The sequence below is a fragment of the Myxococcus hansupus genome (assembly GCF_000280925.3).
GTDB lineage: Bacteria > Myxococcota > Myxococcia > Myxococcales > Myxococcaceae > Myxococcus > Myxococcus hansupus.
Genome location: NZ_CP012109.1, coordinates 8,058,562 through 8,081,826 on the forward strand (window position 1 = coordinate 8,058,562; position 23,265 = coordinate 8,081,826).

Below are 23,265 nucleotides of genomic sequence, written 5' to 3' on the forward strand. Positions count from 1 at the left end.
CTAGCGGAACGGGCCTCGTGTCATGACTGACGGCTTGCCACCCTGGAGCCCACCTACCCACGAGGCCTCGCGCATGCGCCCTTCTCCCACCCGCGCCTCCCTGGTCCCACTCTCCATCGCGCTGGCCATGGGCGTGGGCGTGGCCGCCTGCACCAAGCCCGTGATGGAGACGCCGGAGTCGCTGGTGGTCGCCAGCGTCAACGGCGAGGTGCTCAGCCGGGCGGACTTCGAGCAGGAGCTGTGGCGGGAGATGGCCCTGTCGGACGTCACCCAGCGCACCGCGGAGGACGTGGAGCCCTTCAAGCGCGCGCTCCTCGAGACGTACATCCACCGGATGCTGCTGCTCCAGGAGGCGCGCAAGCACAACATCTCCGCGTCCCCGGAAGAGGTGGACCGGGGGGTGCTGCGGCTGTCGGGTGACTATCCGGCGGGCAACTTCAACGAGGTCCTGGCCCAGGGCCAGCTCTCCATGTCCGAGCTGCGCTCGCGCGAGGCGAGCAGGCTGACCATCGAGAAGCTGTTCGCCAGCCATGTCTATTCGCGGGTGGCGGTGACGGAGGAGGAGCTGCGCGCCTGGTACGCCGCCCACGACACGGACTTCCATGAGCCCGAGCGGGTGCACGCCGCGCAAATCGTGGTGAAGGGCCTGGACGAGGCACGGCGGCTGCAAGCCCAGCTCAAGTCGGGCAAGAAATTCGCGGACCTGGCGCGCAGGTACTCGCTCAGCGCGGACGCCAAGGTGGGAGGCGACCTGGGACTGTTCCCCCGAGGGCAGATGCCGCCAGCCTTCGACGAGGTGGTATTCAAGCTGGGGGTGGGGCAGGTTTCGGACGTGGTCTCCACCGAGTACGGCTTCCACCTGTTCCGCGTGCTGGAGCGCAAGCCGGCGCGCAAGCGGGAGTTCGCGGAGGTGCGGCAGTTGGTGGAGGGGAAGATGCTGGAGCAGAAGCGGGCGCAGGCGCAGGAGACGTTCGAGAAGGAGCTGCGGCAGAAGGCGCAGGTCCAGGTGAACGAGGCCACGTTGCAGGCCATCCGCGGGCGTCCGGTGCCTCAGCAGGCGGCGGCGGAGTGACGACGGAATCGAAGTCCGGGGCGTCGGTTGGACGCGCCCGGGGTGGTGCGGAAGGATGGCAGGAATGAAGAAGCTGGTGTCGGCAATCGCGTCGGTGGCGCTCCTGGGCAGCGGAACGGCGGCGCAAGCGGAGCTCGTGGACAAGGTCGTCGCGGTGGTGAACCGCGACATCATCGCGCTGTCGGAAGTGCAGCAGCGCGCGGCGCCGGAGATGTCGCAGGTCAATGACCCGGATCCGCGCAAGCGCGGTGAGATTCGGATGCAGTTGATGCGGACGGCCCTGGATACCCTCATCGGCGAGAAGCTGATGGAGGCCGAAATCGCGCAGCTCGGCATCAGTGCCAGCGAGGCCGAGGTCGACGAGCTGGTCGCGGACGTGCGCCAGCAGAACAACATCACCGACCCCGCGCAGTTCGAGCAGTTGCTGGTGAATGAAGGCCTCACCATGGCCACGTACCGGGACATGATGCGCAAGCGCATCACCCGCGACCGGCTCCTGCGCATGAAGGTGGGTCCCCAGGTGAAGCTCACCGAGGAGGATCTGAAGGCCGCCTATACCCAGTACACGCGCATGGAGAGCGGTGACTCGGAGGTCCACGCGCGCCACATCCTGGTGCAGGTGGACTCCAAGGCCACGCCGGAGCAGGTGGAGGCCGCGAAGAAGCGGGCAGAGGCCATCGCCACGGAGGCGCGGCGTCCGGGCATGGACTTCGCGTCGCTCGCCCGCGCCCGCAGCGAGGGCCCCAGCGCCGCCGACGGCGGTGACCTGGGCTGGTTCAAGCGCGGCGTCATGGTGCCGGCCTTCGAGCGGGCGGCGTTCACCCTCCCGGAGGGCGGCGTCAGCGAGCCGGTGCGCACCAACTTCGGCTGGCACGTGCTGAAGGTGGAGGAGCGCCGCGCGGTGGCCGCCGCCTCCTACGAGGAGATGCGCTCCAAGCTGGAGGGCAAGCTGCTCCAGGAGAAGACGGAGAAGTTCCTCGACCAGTACGTGCAGGAACTGCGGCAGAAGGCCAACGTCGACGTGAAGATGTAAGCCGCCGTGGGCCTTCCGCTCGTCGGAATCTCCCTGGGGGACGTGTCGGGCATCGGGCCGGAGGTGACGGCGGCGGCCCTGGCGAAGCCCTCGGTGCGCAAGGTGCTCGTCCCCGTCATCTTCGGGGACGGGCCCACGTTGGAGCGCTTCCCCGCCTTCCGCCGCTATGTGCGCGTGGCACCATCGGCCCTGGGCCGCGTGGACGCCCCCACGGTGGTGGAGGTGACGCGGCTGAAGGAGAAGGACCGCGCTCCTGGAAAGCCCTCTCGCGAGGGAGGCCGGGCGCAGTACGCGTTCGTGACGGCGGCCATCGACGCGATGCGGGCCGGGCACGTGGACGCGCTGTGCACGGCGCCCGTGTCGAAGGAGCAGATTTCCCGCGCGGGCATTCCCTTCATGGGCCACACCGAGGTGCTGGCGGAGGCCTTTGGCGTGGAGGTGATGATGTTGATGGATGGGCCCCGCGTGCGCGTGGGGCTCGCCACCAACCACGTGCCCCTGGCGGAGCTGCCGCGACTGCTGACGGTGGAGGGCCTGACGGCGCAGCTCAAGCTGATGTCGCGGAGCCTGGAGCCGGTGGTGGGCCGCAAGCCGCGCATCGCCGTCCTGGGGCTCAACCCGCACGCGGGTGAAGGTGGCTTGTTGGGGCGCGAGGAGGTCGAGGTGATTGGCCCCGCCATCCGCAAGGCCCGCGCGGCCCGGGTGGACGCGCACGGCCCCATTCCGGCGGATGGGCTCTTCGCGAAGCCGGACGAAGTGGGCGCGCGGTACGACGCGGTGCTGGCCATGTACCACGACCAGGGGCTCATCCCGGCCAAGGCGCTGGACTTCGAGCGCACGGTGAACGTGACGCTGGGCCTGCCCGTGCCGCGCACGTCGCCGGATCACGGCACGGCGTACGCCATCGCGGGCAAGGGCGAGGCGAGCTGTGTGCCCATGGTGGAAGCGCTGCTCAAGTCCGCACAGCTCGCCACGGCGCGTGAGCGTGGAAAGCGCGGCGTGGCGCGAAGCCGGTAGCCGTTGTCTCGGCGCTTCCTCCTGAAGACTTGAAGCACAGCGCGACGCGGCGGCCCGTGGCACGGCCTCCGGCGCTCATGGCCCCGGAAGAAGCCGGCCGACGTGCTCCGCCAGGTCCTCGCCGTCCTTCGCGGGGTCGATGATGTGGATGTGCGCGCCGGTGCCGCCGCCTGGAATCACCAGCACGCTCACGCGGCCCCTGGGACACTCGCCCAGGCATCCGGACGCAATCACCCGCGTCCGCTCCGTGAGCCCTCGTCCCGCCAGGGACTCACGCACGCGGCGCGGCAGGTCCACGCCGCCAGCGCTCGCGTCCAGGCGCACCAGACACCGGTGGCAGACGTGCAACTCCGTGGGCTCGGGCGGCTCGGTCGCGGACATTCCGGAGGAAGCATACGGGCCGCCAGAGCGGCCCGGGCCTCAGAAGACGAACGGGAAGCGGATGGGCTCCTGCATGCGCACCTGGTGCACCGGGAACTTCCAGCGGCGGACCACGTCCTCGACGCAGCGAGCGAGCGGCGTGGCGCGCAGGGCGCTGGTGTCCATGCTCACGTTGAGCGTCTCACCGCTCGGCAGCACCGACCACTGCATCACGAAGCGGCCCCCGGCCTCCACCGGCGACCCCTGCGCATGCGACCGCAGGCACGCGGTGATGGCGGGCTGATTCGTCACCACCACCTGCTTCACGTCCTCCGGCGTGAGGTGCTCCTTCACATCCAGCGCGGGCGGGACATAAACCGTGCGCGAGGGCTCCTCCGCCTTCAGCGCCTCGGCCTCCGCCTCATCCGTGAAGCCCAGCTCACGCGCGAACTCCTCGTCGAGGTCCGAGTACGGCCCCTTCGGCGAGGCATCCGCCTCCACGGCGTCCGCGACCACCTCACCGGGAGACGACTGCACACCCTCCCGCGCCGTCGAGCCACCTGCCTCGTCGTCGCCGAAAGCGAACTCCACGGGCGCCGCCGGAGTGGTGGTGGGCACGGCAGCGGCGGCAGCCGCATTCGCCCGCACCTTGCGCGCGATGGGCGCCGTCTGCGCCACGGCGAGCGTCTCCGCGTGAGGAACGGGCGCGCGGACCTGCGCCTGGGGCGAGCTCGCGGCTGGACGCAATCCCTCCACGACGGACTGCAGATTTCCCCCCGCCGGTAGTGGCACGGCGCCCACCTGCGAAGACGAAACAGCGCCCGTCACAGGAGGTTGCGACACCGCGCCTCCCACGGAGGCCAGGGGTGCGACCGCGCTCGCCTCCGCGAGATGGCCCGGCAGCGCCGCGGCCTTCGACGAATCCACATCGGACACACGCGCCGCCTCGACGGAACGCGCCTGCGTCGTCCCCGCCGAGCCCTCGCGAACCGACAAGACCGCGACCAGGAGCAGCCCCGCCGCCAGCGCGCCCACCGCTGCAGCGCCCATCAGCGCGGCGGGACGCAGCTCCGTGCCATGCGTCTGCGCTCCAGCGGCCGTGACGGGCTTGCCCCATCCCGTGGGCGGCGACACACCATCCCACTGCGAGGCCTCCGCGTGCAGGTCCTGCGACATCTCGGATGTTTCATGGGCGGCACGCGACCACGCGTCCTCGCCCAGCGGCAACAACAGCGAGCCCAGCGGCGTGATGTGCTTCGCCCCAGGTGAAGTGCGCATCCACTCGGGAATCTCCACCGCGGGTTCGGGCGGAGACTCCACGACATGCGCGGTGGAGGGAGGGTGGTGTGTCATCCACGCCGTCTCTTCCTCCGCCAGGGTAAGCAGCACGCGCAATCCGCCCGAGACCTCCGCCACGGACGAGGTGTCACACGCGACGTCCTCGGACGACTCGGACTCGAAGAGTTCGCGGTCGAGATACGCGTCGAGGTCTCCCGCGAGCACCTCGTTCACATTCACGTTCCGCCGAGGCTCCAGCGCACCTGGAGTGCCCCGACCCTGCGTACGAAACTGGTTTTCAGCTCCGGTAAGAAGCTCGTCCACACGCCCTCCCTCGCCCGCGCTGCACCCACCGGCCCTGACTTCGACAGAGCGTGCAACGTAGGACCCAGTCCTGGTCGCGCCACCCCCAGTGTTGTTCCTCGAACGCTGTGTCCCGTGTGGGCACCGCGCCTGTCCACTGGTTCACCCGGTCCACTCACGGAGGATGGCGCGCGGCCCCGCAACTTCGCGTCCCCGCACTTCATTCCATGCGCATGCGCACGCACCACGCGGCGGCGCGCAGGTCGCAGTCACATGCACGTTGGCCGCATCTTCACGATGTGCTCAAAACACACGGTGACTCGAATCCTGCTCGCATCCATCGTGTTGGCCGTCACTGCGTGCGGCCATGCCCCCACCCGGAGTCAGACCGGCATGACGACCTCCTCCGCCGATGACGTGAACACCCTGACGAAGCTCGAAGGCGACGTCATGCGCGCCATCCAGACGAAGGACCTGGCCACCCTCAAGGCGCTCACATCCGAGGACTTCATCTACCGCGGCGCGGACGGCGCGGAGATGAACCGCGAGACGTTCGTCACCGGCGTCAACGAAATCCCGGGCCACATCACGTCCATCGAGGCCGACGGCATGAAGACCCACGTCTTTGGTGACACGGGCATCATGGCGGGCATCCAGCGCTCGCGGTTGCGCATGACGGACGGCAGCGAGGCCTCCGACGCGGTGTACTTCACCGACGTGTGGCAGCGCCGCGACGGAAAGTGGTTGATGGTGTTCGCGCACAGCAGCCCGGTGCCGCCCACCGACGCCGTGCCGCAGCCCCAGTAGCCTGCCCCACCGTCCCACGCCGGCGTTTCACAACCCACACCCCTCGGCGCGCCATGGGACGTGGCGCGCCACACCTTGCCTCCCCGCGCCGCGACAGGGCTATCCTGGCACTCCCAGAAACGGAGGATGCCAAGATGACCCTCTTGCACGGTGAGCGCCGCTGGAGACTGCCCGCCCAGGGTGAAGACTGGCTCGTCATCCCTTCCGTCGACCTGGAGCGCCTGAAGCTCCAGCGGGAACCGGTGCCGGATGTGTTCGTCACCACCGCGCTGACCCGCTGGCTGGCCTCACCCGCGGCGCACACGCTGTACGCGATGTACGAAGCGCTGGGCGGCAGTCGCCCGCTGGGATTGTCGGGCCTGGAACGCCGCCGGTACGAGCAGCGCCTCCAACAGCGGCTCGCCGACGCCTTCACGCATGGCGAGCTGGTGGCCCTGCCCGAGGCGCGCCCCGTGCTCCTGCCCGCCCCCTGGTCCGAGCCTCCGCCGAACAAAGAGGAGGAAGCCCAGGTCGAGGAGCAGACGTGGCTGGCCATCGAGCTCAAGGACGAGGAAGGCACCCCCGTCCCGAATGCGCACTACCGGGTGACGCTCCCGGACGGCAGCACGCGCGAGGGTACGCTCAACAAGAACGGCTACGCGCGCGTGGAGGGCGTGAACCCTGGCCAGTGCCAGGTCACCTTCCCGGAGCTGGACGGTCTGAGCTGGTCATGACGGCCTCGATGTCCGCGGCCTCCTTCGGGATGGCCGCGGTGAGGACCTCGTGGCCCTCCGGCGTGACGAGCACGTCGTCCTCGATGCGGATGCCGCGAACGTCCGCGTAGCGCGCCAGCACGTCACGCTGGAGCCGGTCCTTCGCGCGCGCCGTGAGCCGCGCGTCCGACAGGATGGCGGGCACCTGGTACATGCCCGGCTCAATCGTCAGCGCCATGCCGGGCTCCAAGTCCCGGTCCAAGCGCAGCGAACGGTGACCGAAGTCCGGCGAGCGCGTGCGCCCCGGCGCATAGCCCGCGCGGTCGCCGAGGTCCTCCATGTCATGCACGTCCAGGCCCAGCAGATGGCCCACGCCGTGCGGGAAGAAGAGCGCGGTGACGCCGTCCACCACCAGCTCCTCCGGGTCGCCACGGAGGATGCCCAATGCCACCAGGCCCCGCGCCATCTCCTGGTGCGCGGCGAGGTGCACGTCGCGGTAGCGCACGCCCGGGCGCACCGCGGCGATGCTGGCCTTCTCCATGCGCAGCACCAGCTCGTACAGCTCCCGCTGCGTGCTGCTGAAGCGGCCCGTCACCGGCCACGTGCGCGTCACGTCGCACGCGAAGCCCCCCGGGCTCTCTCCGCCCACGTCCGCCAGCAGCAGCTCGCCCGCCTGCAGCGTGTGGTCGTAGCGCAGGTTGTGCAGCACCTCGCCGTGCACGGTGACGATGGGCTGGTACGCGGGCCGCACGTCGCGCGAGACGAACTCGAACTCCATCGCCGCGCGCACCGTGGCCTCGAGGATGCCCGGCCGCGTCGCGCGCATGCCCGCCAGATGCGCCGGCACGGTGACGGCCGCGGCCTGCCGCAACTGGGCCACCGCCGCGTCGTCGTGGCGCAGCCGCAGGGAAATCATCGCGTCCGCCAGCGGCACGTCCACCGGCGCCAGGTGCCCCGGACGCACCTCGCGGCCGAGCAGCGCCGCCACGTCCAGGCACGTCTCCATATCCGGCGTGGGCAGCGTGGCCACCTCGCGGCCCTTCAGCGCCGCGGGCAGCTCGGCGCGCGAGCGCACGGTGCAGCCCGTCCGCTCCGCGATGTCAGCGAAGCCGGGCACCACGCCGTCCCACAGCGCGTCGTCGGGGCCGGGCTCGGGCAGGTACAGCGTCCAGCCCTGGCCGTCGTACAGGCCCATGCCATCCGGCGCCGCGAGCCCGAAGAGGTAGAGGAAGTGACTGGAGGCGCGGAAGGGGAACTGGTCCGCGGCGTAGTTGCGCGGACGGGGGCGGCTCGACGCGAGCATCGCGGGCACGGCCCCCAGAATCCGGGAGAGCTGCTCCCGCCGTCGGGTGAGAGCGGAGCGCTCGGAAACGGAGGGGAGCAACATTCTGGAACCTCGGGTTCAGGCGCCCAGCGGGCGCTGCGGCAACAACTTGAAGAGGAAGGCCAACAGGTCGTCGAAGTGGCCGCCCTTGCGGAAGACGGCGTCCACCGGCATGTCGATCTTCCCGTCATGGCCGGTGACGAAGACGACCTTGGTTTTCGGCATGTGGTGACGCACCAGCGGAATCAGCCCGGTGCCAAAGCCGTCCCCCAGACTCTGGTCCAACAACACGGCGTCATACGCGCGAGGCCGGTTCAATAATCCCGCCGCCTCCGAATAGGAGCCCGCCGTGACGACGGCGAACCCCGCGTCCTCGAGCAGCGCGGACAACGTCAACCGATTGGAAGGGTCGTCTTCCACGAGCAGCAGGCAACGCCCGAAGGTCCAGTTCGTCTCCATCACTTGCTCCCCCGAGTCACGTCATTCCGGTCCTGGGCCCCTGCCTCCGGGCCCGTGAAGACGAGTTCCACGTACGTGCCACCCGAGGGGCCCGCGCCGAGGTCCAACTGCCAGCCGTGCCGCACGGCCGTCCGGTGGACGATGCTCAGGCCCAGGCCCGCGTGGTGGGAGCGCGTGGTGAAGAAGGGCTCCAGGGCCCGCGAGTACGCCTCCGGCGCCAGTCCCTCTCCGGTGTCCTCCACGCGCAGGCTCACGCCCGTCTCCACGTCCCGCGTTCGCACCGTCAACGTGCCGCCCTGGGGCATGGCCTCCAGCGCGTTGTCCACGAGGCAGCGCACCAGCAGCGCCAGGTCCTCGGACTCCAGGGGCACGGCGCCCTGCTCCGTCAAGTCGCGCACCACCGTCACGGACGCGGGCACCTGGGCCTCGGCGAGCGCGTGCTCCACGCCTTCACGGGCGCGAGAGCGGGGACGCGGGCCCCCCACGGGCGGCGGCGCGCGCTTGGAGAGCACGTCCTCCGCGGACGTCAGCTCCTTTTCGATGAGCTGGAAGAACGTCTCCACGCGCGGGTCGGCGCTCCAGAGGTCCGTCTTCTTCACCTGCCGCATCAAGTAGAACGACGCGTTGCGGATGCTGGCCAGCTTGTTGCGCAGGTCATGCCGCAGGGTGGAGGCCACCACGTCCGCCACCGCCGCGCGATCACGCGCCTGGAGGTCTCTGCCTGCCATGGGTCAAATCCTCGCGCCTTGCGGCCCTTGTTGAGGCCGGCCTCGCACCCGTGCAATCGCCTGTACCAGCTCGCGCAGCGGTACCGGCTTGGTCATGCACACCACGGCGCCCTGCGCCGCCACCCGCCTCAGCATCTCCGGCACCACGTGGCCGGACACGGCGATGATGGCCACGGAGAGATTCGCCGCGCGCACCTTGGACACCAGCTCCGGACCGCTCATCTCCGGCATCACCAGGTCCAGCACGCAGACGTCGTACTCCCCCGAGCGCAGCGACGACAGCGCCTCCTCGCCGCTGTAGACGGCGCGCGCGCGCAGCCCCACCGTGCTCAGCGCCCGCACCATGCCGCGCGCCACCTGCTCGGTGTCGTCCACCACCAGCACCTGGGGCGCCGCCGCCGCGCGCAGCACCGTGTCCAGGGCGTGATTCACATCGAAGGGCTTGGGGAGCACGGTGAAGGCGCCCTCGGCGAGCGCGTCATCCACCAGCTCCTCCGCCGTGAAGGCCGTCATGAGCACCACCGGCATGTCGGGGCGCTCCTGCTTGATGCGGCGCAGGAGCTCCACGCCATGCAGGCCGGGCATGCGGATGTCCGTGAGCACCACATCCACCGGCTGCTGCTCGAGCAGGCGCAAGGCCTCCTCGCCATTGGCAGCTTCGAGGACCGTGTGGCCCTCCAGCTCCAGGTTCGCGGCCAAGGTGATGCGGAGCGACTCCTCGTCGTCGACCAGCAGGATGCGCGCGGGGGCCACTGCGACGTCCTCCATCATGCGGCCTGGGCCGCCGCTGCCGCGGGGAGCTCGATGAGAAACTCGCTGCCCCGCTCCGCTTCGCTGCGCACAGAGATTGTGCCGCCGTGACGTTGCACCATGTTGGCGACAATGGCCAGTCCCAAGCCAGTGCCCCGCGTCTTCGTGGTGAAGAGCGGCTCGAAGATCTTCGGCAACACGTCCGGGGGAATCCCCGCCCCGTCATCCACGACCCGGATGCACCAGGGTTTGGACTCACCACCTTCCGCCATCACTGAAACCTCCCCATTGCGCCCCACGGGCATCGCCTCCACCGCGTTTTGCACCAGGTTCACCAGCACCTGACGGAACTGTTCCTTGTCCAGGTTCGGCACCGGCAATGACTCAGGTACGCCATTGAGGATGCGGACGCCCTCGCGCTGCGGGACGACACCAATGGCCTCGTCCACCAGCGGACGCAGCGGACACGGCTGGAGCGCCGGTGGCCGCTCGCGCGCGAAGTCGAGCAGGTCGGAGATGATTTTCGCACAGGCATTCAGCTCGCGCTCCATCAGTCCGAGGAATTGAGGAACCCGTGGGTCATCCGCGGCCCCCGCTGGGTCCTTCGTGAGCTTGCGGGAAAGGTAGGCGTGGGAGTTGCGCACGGCGGCCAGCGGGTTGCGCAGCTCGTGTCCCACGCTGGCGGCGAGCTGCCCCACCGCGGCCAGCTTCTCCACGCGGATGAGGTGCTCCTGGAAGCCGCTGAGCTCGCGCAGCGCGCGGTCCAGCTCCCGCGCCTTGGCCTGCTCGCGCTCGCGCGCCAGCTCCAGCTCCGCCCGGCGCACCGCCACCTCGCGCAGCTCGCGCAACATGCCGCGGCACGAATACACGAGCACCACGTCGATGAAGCCCACCCAGAAGGCGTGCTCGACGAAGCGCCACAGCTCCGGCTGCAGCCCGCCGTAGAGCGACGGCGTCCCCAGCGTGCCGCGCAGCACCTGGTCCACGACGGTGGTGACGCTCGCGGAGAGCAGTACCCACGGGTCGCGGTACAGCGCCAGGAAGGCCAGCGAGCCGAAGATGTGGAAGTGCGTCTCCACCCGGCCGTCCGTCAGGAAGATGAGCAGCGAGGACCAGAGCGCCTGGCACACGGCCACCACGTGACGGGTGAGCGTGGAGCCCGGCCGCAACCGGGCCATCACCACCGGACACGCGCTGAGCAGCGTGCCCACCAGCAAGGCCGCCTGCAGGTGCGCGCCGCGCGACGGGCCCACCAGGGAGATGGCGAGACCCACCGCCCACTGCCCCAGCATCAATCCCGCGAAGAGCCGGTCGGTCCGGCTGCGCACCGAGAACAGGTGCTCCTGAAAGAGCCTGGCGGCGCGCTCCTTGAGCGCCAGCGGCGGCCCCAAGGCGCTGTCCTGCTCCAGGCTCATGGCGCGCTCCCGCGAGGGCTCGTGAGCTCGCAGCCATAGACGGCGTGCGCGGTCCGCTCCGCCCCCGCGTCCTCCGCGGCCAACAGGGCCTCCACCGCCGCGCGGCCCACGTTGTCCCCCGCGTGGCCTCGCGCCGAGGTGATGCCGCCCTGGAAGCGCAGCGTCCCCCCCGCGTCATAGAAGAGCACGTGGCCGGAGGTGACGGCGCCAAAGCGCTCCGACTGGGCACCGCCCGCGTCACGCAGCACGGTGACGCCGGGAATCGCGCCAGCCGCGCGCCACAGCTCGCCCTCCTCCCACGCCTGGCCCGTGCCCTCGGGCTTGAGGAAGAGCACGAAGGCGTCCAGCCGTCCCTTCGCCTTCGCCATCACCAGCGACAGCTCGCCGATGCTGGCGCGGGTGCAGGGGCACATCGGGTGCGCCAGCATCACCAGCGTGGGGCGGCCCTCTACACGCGGCACCTCGATGCCGGTGGGCCAACGGGAGGGGGGCTCCAATGACTCGCCCGGCGTGAGGGCGTAGCGGGCCATGGCCAACGAGCCCACCGTGACACCGCCCAGCCAGAGCACGCCCGTCAACACCAGCCACCCACGCTTGCGCACCGGCGGCTTCATCGCTCCGCCCCCGGAGGCGCCCAGGCCTCGCGGCCATCCCCCTCACGCGGAGTCGAGACGGGCAGGAAGAGTGAGGCTGTCGAGTGGACGGTTGCGGTGACGAGGTGGGGCGCCTCGGCGTCGACCCGCAGCACCTGGAGGCGCTGGGCTTTCATGGCGTGACAAGCCACACGATAGCGCCCAGCGCCCCAGGTCTGTCATGGGTTTGGATGACAAATGTTCGGAAGATGGGTCGCGCGACCGCCCGGCTGAATGTCTGTGATGGGAATGAAGCGGTGCGCGCGGGACACCGTCACCGGTGGTGCGAGTGGAGCGCGTCCGCGTAGTGCTGGAGCTGCCGTCTCGCGGCGTCGAACGCGTCCGTCACCGCATGGTAGGCGTCCTCGTGGGCCGTGCGCGCCTCCGGGTCCCGGGCGGCGACGATGTTCCGCCCCGGCACACTCACATCCACCCGCACATGGAAATGCCTGCCGCGCTGCTTGTGCCGGTGCGGCTCCTCCACCACCACATGGCACCCCACGATGCCGTCGTAGAACTGCTCCAGCTTGTCGGCGTGGTCGCGGATGTACTCGCTCAGGGCCTCGCTCGTTTCCATGCCCCGATAGGTGATTTGCAGCGCTCGGTTCATCGTCAGCCTCGCGTGGTGGTGCCCCCGGCAGGGAGGCATCGGGTTGCGGAGGACGTCCGTTGCATTTGCGCGGCCAGCGCCAGGTCCGCGAAATTCCTTCACCCGCCCGTCGACTTCACGCGCGGTTTGCGGCGATTTGGGACACCGCCGCAGTCCCTGCGTGGCGTTTTGCCCCGTCGAGGCGGTGGAGGGGACCAGGGCTTGCTCCGCCCCTTGCTCAGGTGGGCGCGGACACCTCGAGCACCGCCGCGCCGTGCACCTTTCCGTGCCGGAGCGCGCCGAGCGCTTCGTTGGCGGCGGACAGCGGGAAGACCTGCACCTGCGTGCGCACGGGCACGCGCGGCGCGAGCGCGAGGAAGTCCAACGCATCCGCCCGGGTGAGGTTCGCCACCGAGCGCACCACCCGCTCCTCCCACAGCAGCGCGTAGGGGAACGTGGGGATGTCGCTCATGTGGATGCCGCCGCACACCACCACGCCCGCCTTGTCCACCGCGCGCAACGCGGCGGGGACCAGCGCGCCCACGGGCGCGAAGAGGAGGGCCGCGTCCAAAGGCTCGGGAGGCACTTCATCCGAGCCACCCGCCCACTCCGCGCCCAGCTCCCGGGCGAAGCGCTGGCCCTCCGCGTCCCCGGGCCGCGTGAAGGCGAAGACGCGCCGCCCCTGGTGACGGGCCACCTGGAGGATGAGATGCGCCGCCGCGCCGAAGCCATAGAGGCCCAACCGGTGCCGCGCATCCCCCGCCATGCGGAGGCTGCGAAAACCGATGAGGCCCGCGCACATCAGCGGCGCGGCGTGGACGTCCGAGTACTCGGGTGGAAGCGGAAAGCAGAAGCGGTGATGCGCCGTCGTGAACTCCGCGAAGCCGCCGTCCACCTGGTAGCCGGTGAAGCGCGCCCGCTCACAGAGATTCTCGCGGCCGGACTGACAGAAGCGGCAATGGCCGCAGCTCCAGCCGAGCCAGGGGACGCCCACCCGGGTGCCCACCGGGATGGCCGTCGCGCGCTCGCCCGCCGCCTCCACCGTCGCCACGATTTCATGCCCAAGCACCAGCGGCAGCTTGGGGTGGGGCAGCTCGCCATCCACGATGTGCAGGTCCGTGCGGCACACCGCGCAAGCGTGCACGCGGAGCAGCAGCTCCTCCGGGCCGGGACGGGGGATGGGCCACCGCGACTCGACCAGGGGCTGGCCCGCGGCCCGAAGCACCATCGCGCGCATGCTCCCGTCCATTCCGCACCCCCAGGCGCCGTGGCCCCTGGAGGGAACATGGGATGCGTCCTCAAATCTGCACACCCGCGAGCAAGCCCGGCCAGGTGCGCACGACGGTGCGGCCCCCATCCGAGACCTGCCTCCATTCGGGGCCGAAGCCCAGCTCCCGCCACTCGTCCCGGCCGTCCCAGGAGACGAGCGTGTTGGCGCTGACGCCGCCGAACACCGCGAAGTTCCGCGCCACCTGCCAGCCCGCCATCAGCCGGACCTGCCCCAGGACATGGTGCGTGTCCTCGAACAGGTTCTTCGTGTGGAGCGTGCTGCCCACCAGGTCGATGTCGACGAAGAACCGGCCCGCGGGGATGTGGCCCCCCAAGCCCGCGCCCATGACGTAGCGGCGGCGGTCATCGTCGATGGCGGGGCTGTAGCCCACCGTGAACAGCGAGTAGATGTGACGGCCGCCCAGCTTCACGCCCACGTTGGCGAGCGCCACGTCACTGCCCCACACCGCCACGTTCGCCTGGCCGCCACCCACGAAGCTCAGGAGGCCCACCGCCTCGCCGTCCGAATGCCGGGCCACGTTGAGGATGCCCACCTGCGCGCCGGACACCTTGTTGGCGATGTTGACGATGCCCACCTGCGCGCCGTCCACCTCGCCCCCCAGGTTGATGATGGAGAGCTGTCCGCCGGAGAGCTGACGCGCATAGCTGACGCCCGAGGACATCTGGAGGCCGGACAGTTCTCCCGCCACATTGACGCCCGCCGACGCCTGCAGCCCCGACATGGGCCCGCCCGCGACATTGACGCCCACCGCCATCTGCAGCCCCCGCACGAAGCCACCCGATACATTGGCGCCCACACCCAACTGCGCGCCCATCAGGCCCTGCCCCGCGACGTTGACGCCCACGCCCATCTGCGTGCCGTTCACCGCGCCCGAGGCGATGTTTCCACCCACCGCGAGCTGCGCGCCCTCCGCGTTGCCTCGCACCACGTTGACGCCCACTGTGGACTGGAGGCCCAGCAGGTCCGCGTTGGAGACGTTGGCCCCCACGGAGAGCTGCGCGCCGCGCATCCCGCCCGCTCCCACCCAGTTGCCGGCGATCGCCATCGCGACGCCGTCCACCCGCCTCGCGTGCGTCGACACCAGGCCAATGGACACGTTGTTGACCACGTTGCCGGTGTGGAAACCCGACGTGCTCAGGCCCGGCACCAGCGTGAGGCTGAACGGGATGTGCACCTCGTCCACTTCGGACTTCGTTTCGGTGGGTGCGGTGGGTGCGTCGGCATCCTGGGCGGCGCGCACCTCTCCGCGGGCCACCGAGACCACCACCGGCTTCGCCTCAGACGCGGCATCGGCATCTTTCGGCCGCGCCGCCTCGGCCGCGGTCTCGCGCCCGGTCCTCCGCGCGTCCGCGGCGCCAGGGACTGTCGGAGTCTCGGCCACGGGCACGAGCGGCGGCGCGGCCAGCACGCGTGAGGCGTCCGGCCCATCGATGGCCGCGGCGGCAGGCTCGGCGGGCCCAGACGCCGTCGTCGCCACGAGCGGCGGCGCGGCCAGCACGCGTGAGGCGTCCGGCCCATCGATGGCCGTCGGAGCAGACTTGGTCGGCGCGGACGTCGCCGTCGCCACGAGCGGAGGCGTGCCCGGCACGCGTGAGGCGTCCGGCCCCTCGACGGAGACCGCGGCGCGCTCGGGGGACACGGCCCCTTGCTCCTCGGCCGAGGCCGAGAACGCCACTGCTGCCGCCATCATCCCCGCGCACACCGAGACCTTGCGATTCATCGCCTGGACCTTCCTGGACTGGATTGAGAACGGCCCGGCCCACGCCGCGCGGGCACCGAAGCCGAAGGAGTCGCCGGGTGCGTCACCGCCCCGCTCGTGACAAGGGAACACCGGCCCCGCCAGGAACTGTCACCTGTCCACTGCCGCGCATCCGCAGCCCGAGAGCGGCAACCTGCGGGCCGTTAACATGCCGGCCCATGTCATCCCGAGCTCCGAACGCCCCGTCCCGCCGCGACGTGCTCACCGCGACCCTGGGGGGACTGCTGCTGCCCAGCCTCGCCGCCGCGCAGTCCACCGCGAAGCCCTCACCGAAGGCCCCTGCCCCCTCCCGAGGAGAGTCGATGCTCACACGCCCCATCCCCCGCACGGGCGAGGCCCTGCCCGTCATCGGGCTCGGCACCTGGCAGACCTTCGACGCCGCGCCGGCCGAGCAGGCGCCGCTGGCCGAGGTGCTCCGCACCTTCCTCGACGCGGGCGCGCGCCTCATCGACTCCTCGCCCATGTACGGCCGCTCGGAGCAAGTCACCGGTGCGCTGCTGGAGAAGCTGGGCGAGACGAAGAAGCCCTTCCTGGCCACCAAGGTGTGGACCACGGGCAAGGACGCGGGCCTCGCGCAGATGCGCAAGTCGCTGCGCCTCATGGGCCACGGCCGCATGGACCTGATGCAGATTCACAACCTGGTGGACTGGCGCGCGCACCTGCCCGTGCTGCGCGAATGGAAGGCCGCGGGCACCATCCGCTACCTCGGCGTCACGCATTACGCGCACAGCGCCTTCGACGAGTTGGAGCGCTTCATCCGCGAGGAGAAGGTGGACTTCGTGCAGCTCCCCTACTCCGTGCTGGAGCGCGACGCGGAGAAGCGCCTCTTGCCCGCCGCGGCCGAGCACGGCGTCGCGGTGCTCGTCATGCAGCCCTTCGCCAGCGGCACCCTCTTCGACCGCGTGCGCGGCCGCCCGCTGCCGGACTGGGCCGCGGACATCGACTGCACGAGCTGGGCGCAGGTGTTCCTCAAGTTCATCCTGGGCCACCCCGCGGTGCACTGCCCGCTGCCCGCCACCCGCAAGCCCTCGCACGCCGCGGACAACGTGCGCGCGGGCTTCGGCCGGTTGCCCGACGAGAAGCTCCGCGCCCGCATCGCGAAGGAGCTGGAGCGCTGAAGCGCGTTACAGCTCGGGGTCCGGCGTGTACTGGAGCTCGCCCGTGGGCTCCAGCACCAGGCCCGTGCCCGGCTCGTCCGCATCGTCGTCACGGCCCACCTCCAGCACGGACTCCTTCGCGTCCCACTGGCCCAGGTAGTACTCGCCGCCCGCGGCCATGCAGGCGCGGCCTTCCGACACCAGCGTCTCCACCACCTCCTGGTGGTCGCTGGTGGCGCGCAGCAGCGTCCACGCCTTGCCGTCCTCCTTGAAGCCCTCCACCAGGTCCTTCAGCTCGGCGTCGCGGGGCATGCCCTCCGGCAGCGTCTGGCGCTCCCACGTGCGCGGCTCGCGCGCCGGCTGACGGGCCTTCCACGCGCGCGCCAGGGCCAGCAGCTTCTCCTCGGCCGCCTCCTGCAGGGCGTGCATCTCCTCGGGCAGGTCAATCTCCTCCAGCGCCAGCACCGCCGTCTCCAACTGCAGCGCCTTGAGGCTCCACTCGTTCCACGCCGTCTTCAGCATCCGAACCCTCGCTTTCCTGCCCGGCCACCTACCACACGCCCGGCTGCCCTGGCGGCGGCCGGGCCACCGCCATGTGCCCGGCGGCCTCCGCGCTGCCTACCTTGTGCTCCCAAGGGAGGCAGCCATGGCCAGGAAGCCAAAGGACACGCAAGACGTTACCGGGCATCTCACCGACCTCATCAAGGGCATCAAGGTGGCGATGATGACCACCGTGGAGGCGGACGGCAGCCTGCGCAGCCGCCCCATGTGGACCCATGAGCGCGACTTCGACGGAGAGCTCTGGTTCTTCACGCGCGAGCACTCGCCCAAGGTCGACGACGTGGCGCACGACCACCACGTCAGCCTCGCGTACTCGGACCCGAGCCGGGACCGCTACGTCTCCATCAGCGGCCGGTGCCGGCTGGTGCTGGACAAGGAAAAGGCCCGCGAGCTGTGGAACCCCACCCTCAAGGCCTGGTTCCCCGAAGGCCTGGACGACCCCGAGCTCGCGCTCCTCTGCGTCCGCGTGGAGAAGGCCGAGTACTGGGACACGCCCAATGGCCGCATGGTGCAGCTCGCCGGCATGGTGAAGGCCGCCCTCACGGGCAAGCCCTACGCGCCCGGCGACAACCAGAAGCTGGACCTGGATGACAGCGCCTCGCTGCCCCATTGAGCGAGACCCGCGCCGCCCTCCGGCGGCGCCCCGACATCCCCATCCCTGGAGCGGTGGAGCGGGGCCTCCGCGGAGGCCCGTCTCCGCCCTCCCACTCCCACCTTCTTCGGCGCCCATGTGGGGTGGGGAGGGTCTGCATGAACCCATGCTGACACTGTCCTGGGAGTGTGACGTGGATGTCGCCCTTCTGACGACCTGGTGTTTCTCTGACAGCGTCGATCTGCTCGCCTTGTACCTCGGGCTGGCCTGATCCATGAGTGCGGCGCTTACGGGTGGTAAGAGCCGCCACGCTCATCACGTTGAAGTGACGAACGCTTTAGAGTATCAACCATCCGCTTTCGAGATTTTCCACCTGCACGACCGGTATCGTACCGACCCGCGGTGGCCGACTCGAATACGTCTAACGAAGGAACATCACGATGGAAAACAAGAGGTCGGTGTCGAAGCCTGACGGCAAGCTCGCGGTGCTGATTCCGGGCTTGGGCGCTGTGTCCACCACGCTGATGGCGGGCGTCGAGCTCGCGCGGCAGGGCAAGGGGCACCCCATTGGCTCGCTCACGCAGATGGGCACCGCGCGCCTCGGCAAGCGCACCGACGGCCGCACCGTGAAGCTCAACGAGCTGGTTCCTCTCGCGGAGCTCCAGGACATTGCCTTCGGCGCGTGGGACATCATCCGCGAGGACGCGTACGAAGTGGCGGTGCGCTCGGGCGTGCTGAGCGACAAGCACCTGGAGGAGGTGAAGCCGTTCCTCCAGGGCATCAAGCCGAAGCAGGGCGTGCACGACCCGGAGTTCGTCCGCCGCATCGAGGCGAACCACATCAAGTCCACCAAGACGCACCGCGAGAGCATCGAGGCGCTGCGCCAGGACATCCGTGACTTCAAGAAGGAGCTCAACGCGACGCGCGCCGTGATGGTGGTGTGCAGCAGCGTGGAGACCTTCCGTCCGCTGCCCGAGTCCTTCAAGACGCTGGCCGCCTTCGAGAAGGCGCTGGACGAGAACAGCCCCGACATCAACCCCACCGCGCTCTACACCTACGCGGCCATCAAGGAGGGCGTGCCCTTCGCGAACGCCACGCCCAACGCCAGCGTGGACACGCCGGCGCTCCAGGAGCTGGCCAAGAAGGAGGCGGTGGCCGTCGCCGGCCGTGACCTCAAGAGCGGTCAGACGATGATGAAGACGGTCATCGCGCCCGCGCTGAAGGCGCGCATGCTGGGCCTGGACGGTTGGTTCTCCACCAACATCCTGGGCAACCGCGACGGCGAGGTGCTGGACGACCCCGCGGCCTTCAAGGCCAAGGAAGTCACCAAGTCGAGCGTGCTGGACACCATCCTGCAGCCCGAGCTGTACCCGGAGCTGTACAAGAAGTACGCGCACAAGGTGTCCATCCACTACTACCCGCCCCGCGGCGACGCGAAGGAGGGTTGGGACAACATCGACATCACCGGATGGCTCGGCTATCCGATGCAGATCAAGGTCAACTTCCTCTGCCGCGACTCCATCCTGGCGGCCCCGCTGGTGCTGGACATCGCGCTGTTCCTGGACCTGGCCAAGCGGCTGGAGTGGCGCGGCATCCAGGAGTGGATGTCCTTCTACTTCAAGAGCCCCATGGCGCAGCCGGGCCTGCCGGTGGAGCACGACCTCTTCATCCAGCTCACCAAGCTGAAGAACACGCTGCGCGTCGTCGCCGGCGAGGACCCCATCACCCACCTCGGGCTCGACTACTACGGAGATGACCTCCCGCTCTCCAAATAAGGTCACCGCGCTCACGTGGCTCTCCACCTTCCTGGGGTTGAGCCACTTGACGCTGGTGTACGCCACCGGCCGGCTGCGGTGGGACCACGTCGCGGCGGACGCGCTGATTCTGGGGGTGGCCTGGGCGGGCCCCCGGTTGCAGCGCTTCCTCCGCGGTGGGCTCGCTTTGTGGCTGACCGGAATGCTGCTGGACAGCCAGGGACTCTGGCTGTTCCTGCGGGGCCCCATCCACACGGGCGACCTGTGGGAGCTGGAGCGCCAGTGGTTCCCGGCGCCCGGCGGCACCCACTGGCCCGACTGGTGGGCCACGCGCTTCACGCCCGCCCTGGACCTGCTGTGCGGCTTCGCCTACGCGGCCTATCTGTACGAGGTCTTCGTGCTGGCCCTCTTCTTCTTCGTGAAGAAGGACTCGCTCTTCGAACGGGTGTGCTGGGGCTTCCTGGCGGTGAATGCCCTGGGCATCGTCATCTACGTCGTCTACCCGGCCGCGCCCCCCTGGTACGTGCTCCAGTATGGCCCCGGTCCCGCCGACCTGGCGGCGCCGCCCAACCCCGCTGGCACCGCCCGTTTCGACGCGATGTTGGGGATCAGCTACTTTGCGGGCTTCTACTCGCGAAGCACCAACGTGTTCGGGGCCATGCCCTCTCTCCATGCGGCGTATCCCTTCCTGATGACGATGTTCGTTTGGTCGCGTGGATGGGCATGGCGCATCGTCAGCGGGCTCTTCGCGCTGCTGGTGGCGTTCTCCGCCGTCTACCTGACTCACCACTACGTCCTGGACGTGCTCGCGGGCCTGGGCGTGGCGGCGGTTGCATATCTGGCGGTCGAAAGCGTCTACGCCCGCATGACGGCCTCCACTCCGTGGAGCGTGCCGTTGACTACAAGAGGAGACACCCGTGCTTGAGAACCTGATGGCGTGGTTGACCGGAAACCTGTCTCCGTCCGCCCGCATCTGGACGGCGCTGGCGCCGGCCATCATCGCCTGTGCCTACTTCATTGGCGGGCTGCTCCTCTTCTGCATCCGCTGCGCCTTCAAGGGCATTCCCCGCGACGAGGAGACGCTCAAGCGCGGCAGCACGGTGCTGGTGGGCTTCTTCCTCCGGCACTACTTCTTCTGGGTCATCCAGCCCTTGTGGGCGGTGATTCTGCGCTCGGGCCTGCCGGCCAACGCGCTGTCCATGCTGTCGGGCCTGCTGGGCATCTCGTCCGGCGTGGCGGTGGCCGCGGGCCGCTTCGCGCTGGGCGGCTGGCTCTTCCTCTTCGCCGGCATCCTGGACGTGATGGACGGGCGCATCGCCCGCGAGCGCAAGGAGGCCAACCCCGCGGGCGCGGCGCTGGACTCGGTGCTGGACCGCTACGTCGACTCCGCCATGCTGATGGGCCTGGCCTGGTACTACCGGGGCACGTGGGTGCTGCTGCCCGCGCTGCTGGCGCTGCTCGGCTCGTCGCTGGTGCCCTACGTGCGCGCCAAGGGAGAGGGCCTGGGCGTCAACGTGCGCGACGGCGCCATGCAGCGGCTGGAGCGGGTGCTCTTCATGGGCGCCGGCACGGCGCTGTCCCCCATCCTGGAGGCCGTCTTCTGGCCCGAGGAGAAGCACCCCATGCACTGGCTGGCGGTGGTGGGGCTCGTCTTCGTGGCCGTCATGAGCAACGTCACGGCGCTCTCGCGCTTCCGCAACCTGGTGAAGGCGCTGGCGCCCAAGCGTCAGGAGGCGCGCTCCGGCAAGGCCATCCTCGGGCTCAACGCCCTGGCGGGCGCGCTGGCCACCGCGGTGGACTTCGCGCTGGTGCTGGCCCTGGTGGAGTGGGTGGGCATGATGCCCGCCTGGGCCACGGTGCTGGGCTGCGGCCTGGGCGCGGTCGTCAACTACTCCATCAACCGGGTGCTCACCTTCAAGAGCAACGGCGCGGTGGCGCGGCAGCTCGCGCGCTACTCGGTGGTGAGCGGCACCAGCGCGCTGCTCAACGCGGGCGGCGTGGCGCTGCTGACGTTGCACCCGCAGCTCGCCTATGCCCTGGGATGGTGGCTGGTGCGCGGCGTGGTGTACTTCGCGTGGAACCTGCCGCTGCAGCGCGACTACGTCTTCAACAACGAGGCGCCCGCCGACGACGACCTCCTGGAGCAGCGGCCCCATGCGGCGTGAACGCCGCTTCCAGGGGATGAAGGGCCTGGCCCTGGCCGCCGCGCTCGTGCTGCCCTCCGCGGCGGTAGCGGCGGCGACGGGCGCGGTGCTGGAGCCGAAGTTCTCCTCGAGCGACAACTACGGGGAGAACTTCTCCTTCATCGGAGACCTGGACGACGGCACCTTCATCTTCGCCCAGTTGACGGTGACGAACATCGGCCCGGGCTCGCGCACCGGCATCTGCCGGACCACGGTGCTCACGCCCGGCCAGAAGGCCTGGGCCGCGCAGACCAAGGTCAAGGCAAAGGACTGGGGCTACGACGCGGACACCGGGACGCTGAAGATGGGCCCGTGCTCGGCGCGCTCCTCGGCCGAGGGCACGCGGGTGGAAATCCCGCTGGATGGCGGGCGGGTGCTCCTGGAGTACGCCGCGCCCATGACGCGCCAGACGGTGGACGGCTCCCTGGTGGAGGTGGGCAAGGACCGCTACCACCACGAGCTGACACTGCCCTTCAGCGCGTTGAAGGCGACGGTGAAGCGCCCCAAGGGCACGGACGTCACCGGCGCGGGCGGCGGGTACGCGGACCACACCCGCTCCACCATCGCGCCGGCGAAGCTGGCGAAGCGCTGGGTGCGTTTCCGGGCGCTGCGCGGCGGCGAGAAGCTGTTGCTGCTGGCGCGCGAGGGACACGAAGGGGACTACGGCCCCGTCTATGCGATGGCGGAAGGCGCCGAGGCTCGCACGCTGGAGCACTTCACCCTCGCGCGGGACGGCGTGAAGGAGCGGAGCTCCTGGAAGGTGGAGCTCTTCGCCAACGGCTCCCCTGCCATGGTGCTGCGCTCCACCTCCCTGCTGCAGCGCAGCGCGCCCGTGGAGGACCTGGGCAGCGTGCTGGGCGGCATCGTGCGGACGGTGGTGGGCTCGCCCGTGACGTACCTGCACCGCGGCGTGCTGGAGCGCGAGGGACAGCCACCGGTGACGGGGCTGATGGAAGTCACGCTCGAGGGCGACTTGTGAGCTTCACGCTGTTGCGAGAGGTGCACCACGTGCCGGGCGTGCGCGGCTGGGTGCGCAAGCAGGTGCTGCGCTCGGTGGCGCGCTGCGTGGAGTGGACCACGAAGCTGCCGGGGCGCGGGTTGAACGTGTCGCGGGTGAATGACTGGCTCCACGTCGGCGGCGCGGTGCCTCGCTCCCGGTACGCGGAGCTGAAGGCGCGCGGCATCACCGCGGTGATTGACGTGCGAGGCGAGCGCTGTGACGACGCGGCGGCGCTGGCGGCGCTGGGCATCGAGCTGCTGAACCTGCCGGTGACGGACCGCTACCCCCCCTCGGTGGAGCAGTTGATGCGCGGCGTGGCGTGGGCGCTGCCCCGGCTGGCGCAGGGCGGGCAGTTGTTCACGCATTGCGAGCACGGCGTGGGCCGAGGCCCGCTGGTGGGGCTGGCGGTGATGGTGGCCCGCGGCTTCGAGGCGCCCGCCGCCTACCGCGAGCTGCGGCAGGCGCGCTGGCAGTCCACGCTGAACGACCGGCAGCTCAACGGGCTCGCGGACTTCGTCGCCGCGTGGCAGGCCCGGTCGGCGGAACGCGCGGCCTAGGGCGTCCCGCCG

General features: G+C 70.1%; 25 protein-coding genes. 12 read left to right on the forward strand and 13 right to left on the reverse strand.

The genetic code is table 11. The features are described 5' to 3' along the window. The first annotated feature begins 73 nt into the window (after nucleotides 1-73). The 3 genes from A176_RS31620 to pdxA all read left to right on the forward strand — a co-directional run bounded on the left by A176_RS31620 (nucleotide 74) and on the right by pdxA (nucleotide 3,122). Nucleotides 74-1,072 carry a peptidylprolyl isomerase gene (locus A176_RS31620; RefSeq protein ID WP_002636172.1) on the forward strand — a complete coding sequence of 333 codons (999 nt, stop codon included), beginning with the start codon at nucleotides 74-76 and terminating at the stop codon, nucleotides 1,070-1,072. A gap of 64 nt (nucleotides 1,073-1,136) precedes the next feature. Next, complete coding sequence (locus A176_RS31625) at nucleotides 1,137-2,105, forward strand: peptidylprolyl isomerase (RefSeq protein ID WP_002636173.1); 969 nt, start codon at nucleotides 1,137-1,139, stop codon at nucleotides 2,103-2,105. A gap of 6 nt (nucleotides 2,106-2,111) precedes the next feature. Further along, complete coding sequence (gene pdxA / locus A176_RS31630; protein ID WP_002636174.1) at nucleotides 2,112-3,122, forward strand: 4-hydroxythreonine-4-phosphate dehydrogenase PdxA; 1,011 nt, start codon at nucleotides 2,112-2,114, stop codon at nucleotides 3,120-3,122. A gap of 75 nt (nucleotides 3,123-3,197) precedes the next feature. Here pdxA and A176_RS31635 read toward each other — a convergent pair whose 3' ends face one another. Together A176_RS31635 and A176_RS31640 are read right to left on the reverse strand one after the other, a co-directional pair. Then, on the reverse strand, nucleotides 3,198-3,503 hold the full coding sequence (locus tag A176_RS31635; RefSeq protein WP_002636175.1) for a hypothetical protein: 306 nt from the start codon (nucleotides 3,501-3,503) through the stop codon (nucleotides 3,198-3,200). Between the two features lie 39 nt (nucleotides 3,504-3,542). Then, a complete protein-coding gene (locus A176_RS31640) occupies nucleotides 3,543-5,000 on the reverse strand; it encodes an AgmX/PglI C-terminal domain-containing protein (RefSeq protein WP_002636176.1) in 1,458 nt (485 codons plus the stop codon). 456 nt (nucleotides 5,001-5,456) lie between these two features. Here A176_RS31640 and A176_RS31645 point away from each other — a divergent pair, with 456 nt between their 5' ends. Next, nucleotides 5,457-5,870, forward strand: coding sequence for a DUF4440 domain-containing protein (locus A176_RS31645; protein ID WP_002636177.1), 414 nt, complete (start codon nucleotides 5,457-5,459; stop codon nucleotides 5,868-5,870). A 134-nt stretch (nucleotides 5,871-6,004) separates the two neighbouring features. After that, on the forward strand, nucleotides 6,005-6,583 hold the full coding sequence (locus A176_RS31650; protein WP_002636178.1) for a carboxypeptidase-like regulatory domain-containing protein: 579 nt from the start codon (nucleotides 6,005-6,007) through the stop codon (nucleotides 6,581-6,583). Here the strand turns inward: A176_RS31650 and A176_RS31655 are convergent. The 10 genes from A176_RS31655 to A176_RS31695 all read right to left on the reverse strand — a co-directional run bounded on the left by A176_RS31655 (nucleotide 6,546) and on the right by A176_RS31695 (nucleotide 15,470). Continuing rightward, complete coding sequence (locus A176_RS31655; RefSeq protein ID WP_002636179.1) at nucleotides 6,546-7,949, reverse strand: aminopeptidase P family protein; 1,404 nt, start codon at nucleotides 7,947-7,949, stop codon at nucleotides 6,546-6,548. The two genes, A176_RS31650 and A176_RS31655, sit on opposite strands and share 38 nt — an antisense overlap. Before the next feature lie 15 nt (nucleotides 7,950-7,964). Further along, nucleotides 7,965-8,345, reverse strand: a complete 381-nt coding sequence (locus tag A176_RS31660; protein WP_002636180.1) for a response regulator — start codon at nucleotides 8,343-8,345, stop codon at nucleotides 7,965-7,967. Continuing rightward, on the reverse strand, nucleotides 8,345-9,073 hold the full coding sequence (locus tag A176_RS31665) for an ATP-binding protein (protein WP_002636181.1): 729 nt from the start codon (nucleotides 9,071-9,073) through the stop codon (nucleotides 8,345-8,347). Before A176_RS31665 ends, A176_RS31660 begins: the two co-directional genes overlap by 1 nt. A 3-nt stretch (nucleotides 9,074-9,076) precedes the next feature. Continuing rightward, complete coding sequence (locus A176_RS31670; RefSeq protein ID WP_044890335.1) at nucleotides 9,077-9,844, reverse strand: response regulator; 768 nt, start codon at nucleotides 9,842-9,844, stop codon at nucleotides 9,077-9,079. Beyond that, the gene (locus A176_RS31675; protein ID WP_002636183.1) at nucleotides 9,841-11,238 is read right to left on the reverse strand and encodes a sensor histidine kinase; all 1,398 of its coding nucleotides are present in this window, start codon (nucleotides 11,236-11,238) and stop codon (nucleotides 9,841-9,843) included. The genes A176_RS31670 and A176_RS31675 overlap by 4 nt, the downstream gene beginning before the upstream one ends. Then, nucleotides 11,235-11,852: a hypothetical protein gene (locus tag A176_RS31680; protein ID WP_044890334.1), complete on the reverse strand. Its 618-nt coding sequence runs from the start codon at nucleotides 11,850-11,852 to the stop codon at nucleotides 11,235-11,237. The genes A176_RS31675 and A176_RS31680 overlap by 4 nt, the downstream gene beginning before the upstream one ends. Further along, nucleotides 11,849-12,007: a hypothetical protein gene (locus A176_RS39170; protein ID WP_002636185.1), complete on the reverse strand. Its 159-nt coding sequence runs from the start codon at nucleotides 12,005-12,007 to the stop codon at nucleotides 11,849-11,851. The genes A176_RS31680 and A176_RS39170 overlap by 4 nt, the downstream gene beginning before the upstream one ends. A gap of 137 nt (nucleotides 12,008-12,144) precedes the next feature. Next, nucleotides 12,145-12,480 carry a ribosome hibernation-promoting factor, HPF/YfiA family gene (hpf, locus tag A176_RS31685; protein WP_002636186.1) on the reverse strand — a complete coding sequence of 112 codons (336 nt, stop codon included), beginning with the start codon at nucleotides 12,478-12,480 and terminating at the stop codon, nucleotides 12,145-12,147. Between the two features lie 217 nt (nucleotides 12,481-12,697). After that, nucleotides 12,698-13,708 carry a zinc-dependent alcohol dehydrogenase family protein gene (locus A176_RS31690; protein WP_082282868.1) on the reverse strand — a complete coding sequence of 337 codons (1,011 nt, stop codon included), beginning with the start codon at nucleotides 13,706-13,708 and terminating at the stop codon, nucleotides 12,698-12,700. A gap of 49 nt (nucleotides 13,709-13,757) precedes the next feature. Then, a complete protein-coding gene (locus A176_RS31695) occupies nucleotides 13,758-15,470 on the reverse strand; it encodes an LA_2272 family surface repeat-containing protein (protein ID WP_021781352.1) in 1,713 nt (570 codons plus the stop codon). Nucleotides 15,471-15,667: 197 nt separating this feature from the next. Here A176_RS31695 and A176_RS31700 point away from each other — a divergent pair, with 197 nt between their 5' ends. Continuing rightward, nucleotides 15,668-16,627, forward strand: coding sequence for an aldo/keto reductase (locus tag A176_RS31700; protein ID WP_044890333.1), 960 nt, complete (start codon nucleotides 15,668-15,670; stop codon nucleotides 16,625-16,627). A gap of 6 nt (nucleotides 16,628-16,633) precedes the next feature. Here the strand turns inward: A176_RS31700 and A176_RS31705 are convergent, their stop codons facing one another. Further along, nucleotides 16,634-17,128, reverse strand: a complete 495-nt coding sequence (locus tag A176_RS31705) for a hypothetical protein (RefSeq protein ID WP_002636191.1) — start codon at nucleotides 17,126-17,128, stop codon at nucleotides 16,634-16,636. A 124-nt stretch (nucleotides 17,129-17,252) separates the two neighbouring features. Here A176_RS31705 and A176_RS31710 point away from each other — a divergent pair, with 124 nt between their 5' ends. From A176_RS31710 to A176_RS31735, 6 genes are all read left to right on the forward strand, one after another. Further along, complete coding sequence (locus tag A176_RS31710) at nucleotides 17,253-17,780, forward strand: pyridoxamine 5'-phosphate oxidase family protein (protein ID WP_002636192.1); 528 nt, start codon at nucleotides 17,253-17,255, stop codon at nucleotides 17,778-17,780. A 419-nt stretch (nucleotides 17,781-18,199) separates the two neighbouring features. Further along, nucleotides 18,200-19,534, forward strand: coding sequence for an inositol-3-phosphate synthase (locus A176_RS31715; RefSeq protein ID WP_002636193.1), 1,335 nt, complete (start codon nucleotides 18,200-18,202; stop codon nucleotides 19,532-19,534). Further along, nucleotides 19,512-20,438, forward strand: coding sequence for a phosphatase PAP2 family protein (locus A176_RS31720; protein WP_002636194.1), 927 nt, complete (start codon nucleotides 19,512-19,514; stop codon nucleotides 20,436-20,438). The genes A176_RS31715 and A176_RS31720 overlap by 23 nt, the downstream gene beginning before the upstream one ends. Next, nucleotides 20,431-21,678 carry a GtrA family protein gene (locus A176_RS31725; RefSeq protein ID WP_002636195.1) on the forward strand — a complete coding sequence of 416 codons (1,248 nt, stop codon included), beginning with the start codon at nucleotides 20,431-20,433 and terminating at the stop codon, nucleotides 21,676-21,678. Before A176_RS31720 ends, A176_RS31725 begins: the two co-directional genes overlap by 8 nt. Next, complete coding sequence (locus tag A176_RS31730; RefSeq protein ID WP_002636196.1) at nucleotides 21,668-22,675, forward strand: hypothetical protein; 1,008 nt, start codon at nucleotides 21,668-21,670, stop codon at nucleotides 22,673-22,675. Before A176_RS31725 ends, A176_RS31730 begins: the two co-directional genes overlap by 11 nt. Continuing rightward, nucleotides 22,672-23,253: a protein-tyrosine phosphatase family protein gene (locus tag A176_RS31735; protein WP_002636197.1), complete on the forward strand. Its 582-nt coding sequence runs from the start codon at nucleotides 22,672-22,674 to the stop codon at nucleotides 23,251-23,253. The genes A176_RS31730 and A176_RS31735 overlap by 4 nt, the downstream gene beginning before the upstream one ends. Nucleotides 23,254-23,265: the final 12 nt, after the last annotated feature.

Bases quoted from the DNA above. Each gene is read 5' to 3' on its own strand.
- A176_RS31625 (WP_002636173.1), top strand. From the start codon at position 1,137: ATGAAGAAGCTGGTGTCGGCAATCGCGTCGGTGGCGCTCCTGGGCAGC.
- A176_RS31720 (WP_002636194.1), top strand. From the start codon at position 19,512: ATGACCTCCCGCTCTCCAAATAAGGTCACCGCGCTCACGTGGCTCTCC.
- A176_RS31710 (WP_002636192.1), top strand. From the start codon at position 17,253: ATGGCCAGGAAGCCAAAGGACACGCAAGACGTTACCGGGCATCTCACC.
- A176_RS31665 (WP_002636181.1), bottom strand. From the start codon at position 9,073: ATGGCAGGCAGAGACCTCCAGGCGCGTGATCGCGCGGCGGTGGCGGAC.
- A176_RS31705 (WP_002636191.1), bottom strand. From the start codon at position 17,128: ATGCTGAAGACGGCGTGGAACGAGTGGAGCCTCAAGGCGCTGCAGTTG.
- A176_RS31655 (WP_002636179.1), bottom strand. From the start codon at position 7,949: ATGTTGCTCCCCTCCGTTTCCGAGCGCTCCGCTCTCACCCGACGGCGG.
- hpf (WP_002636186.1), bottom strand. From the start codon at position 12,480: ATGAACCGAGCGCTGCAAATCACCTATCGGGGCATGGAAACGAGCGAG.
- A176_RS31670 (WP_044890335.1), bottom strand. From the start codon at position 9,844: ATGATGGAGGACGTCGCAGTGGCCCCCGCGCGCATCCTGCTGGTCGAC.
- A176_RS31700 (WP_044890333.1), top strand. From the start codon at position 15,668: ATGTCATCCCGAGCTCCGAACGCCCCGTCCCGCCGCGACGTGCTCACC.
- A176_RS31680 (WP_044890334.1), bottom strand. From the start codon at position 11,852: ATGAAGCCGCCGGTGCGCAAGCGTGGGTGGCTGGTGTTGACGGGCGTG.
- A176_RS31645 (WP_002636177.1), top strand. From the start codon at position 5,457: ATGACGACCTCCTCCGCCGATGACGTGAACACCCTGACGAAGCTCGAA.
- A176_RS31675 (WP_002636183.1), bottom strand. From the start codon at position 11,238: ATGAGCCTGGAGCAGGACAGCGCCTTGGGGCCGCCGCTGGCGCTCAAG.
- A176_RS31620 (WP_002636172.1), top strand. From the start codon at position 74: ATGCGCCCTTCTCCCACCCGCGCCTCCCTGGTCCCACTCTCCATCGCG.
- A176_RS31690 (WP_082282868.1), bottom strand. From the start codon at position 13,708: ATGGACGGGAGCATGCGCGCGATGGTGCTTCGGGCCGCGGGCCAGCCC.
- A176_RS31650 (WP_002636178.1), top strand. From the start codon at position 6,005: ATGACCCTCTTGCACGGTGAGCGCCGCTGGAGACTGCCCGCCCAGGGT.
- A176_RS31715 (WP_002636193.1), top strand. From the start codon at position 18,200: ATGGAAAACAAGAGGTCGGTGTCGAAGCCTGACGGCAAGCTCGCGGTG.
- A176_RS31660 (WP_002636180.1), bottom strand. From the start codon at position 8,345: ATGGAGACGAACTGGACCTTCGGGCGTTGCCTGCTGCTCGTGGAAGAC.
- A176_RS31730 (WP_002636196.1), top strand. From the start codon at position 21,668: ATGCGGCGTGAACGCCGCTTCCAGGGGATGAAGGGCCTGGCCCTGGCC.
- A176_RS31695 (WP_021781352.1), bottom strand. From the start codon at position 15,470: ATGAATCGCAAGGTCTCGGTGTGCGCGGGGATGATGGCGGCAGCAGTG.
- A176_RS39170 (WP_002636185.1), bottom strand. From the start codon at position 12,007: ATGAAAGCCCAGCGCCTCCAGGTGCTGCGGGTCGACGCCGAGGCGCCC.
- A176_RS31635 (WP_002636175.1), bottom strand. From the start codon at position 3,503: ATGTCCGCGACCGAGCCGCCCGAGCCCACGGAGTTGCACGTCTGCCAC.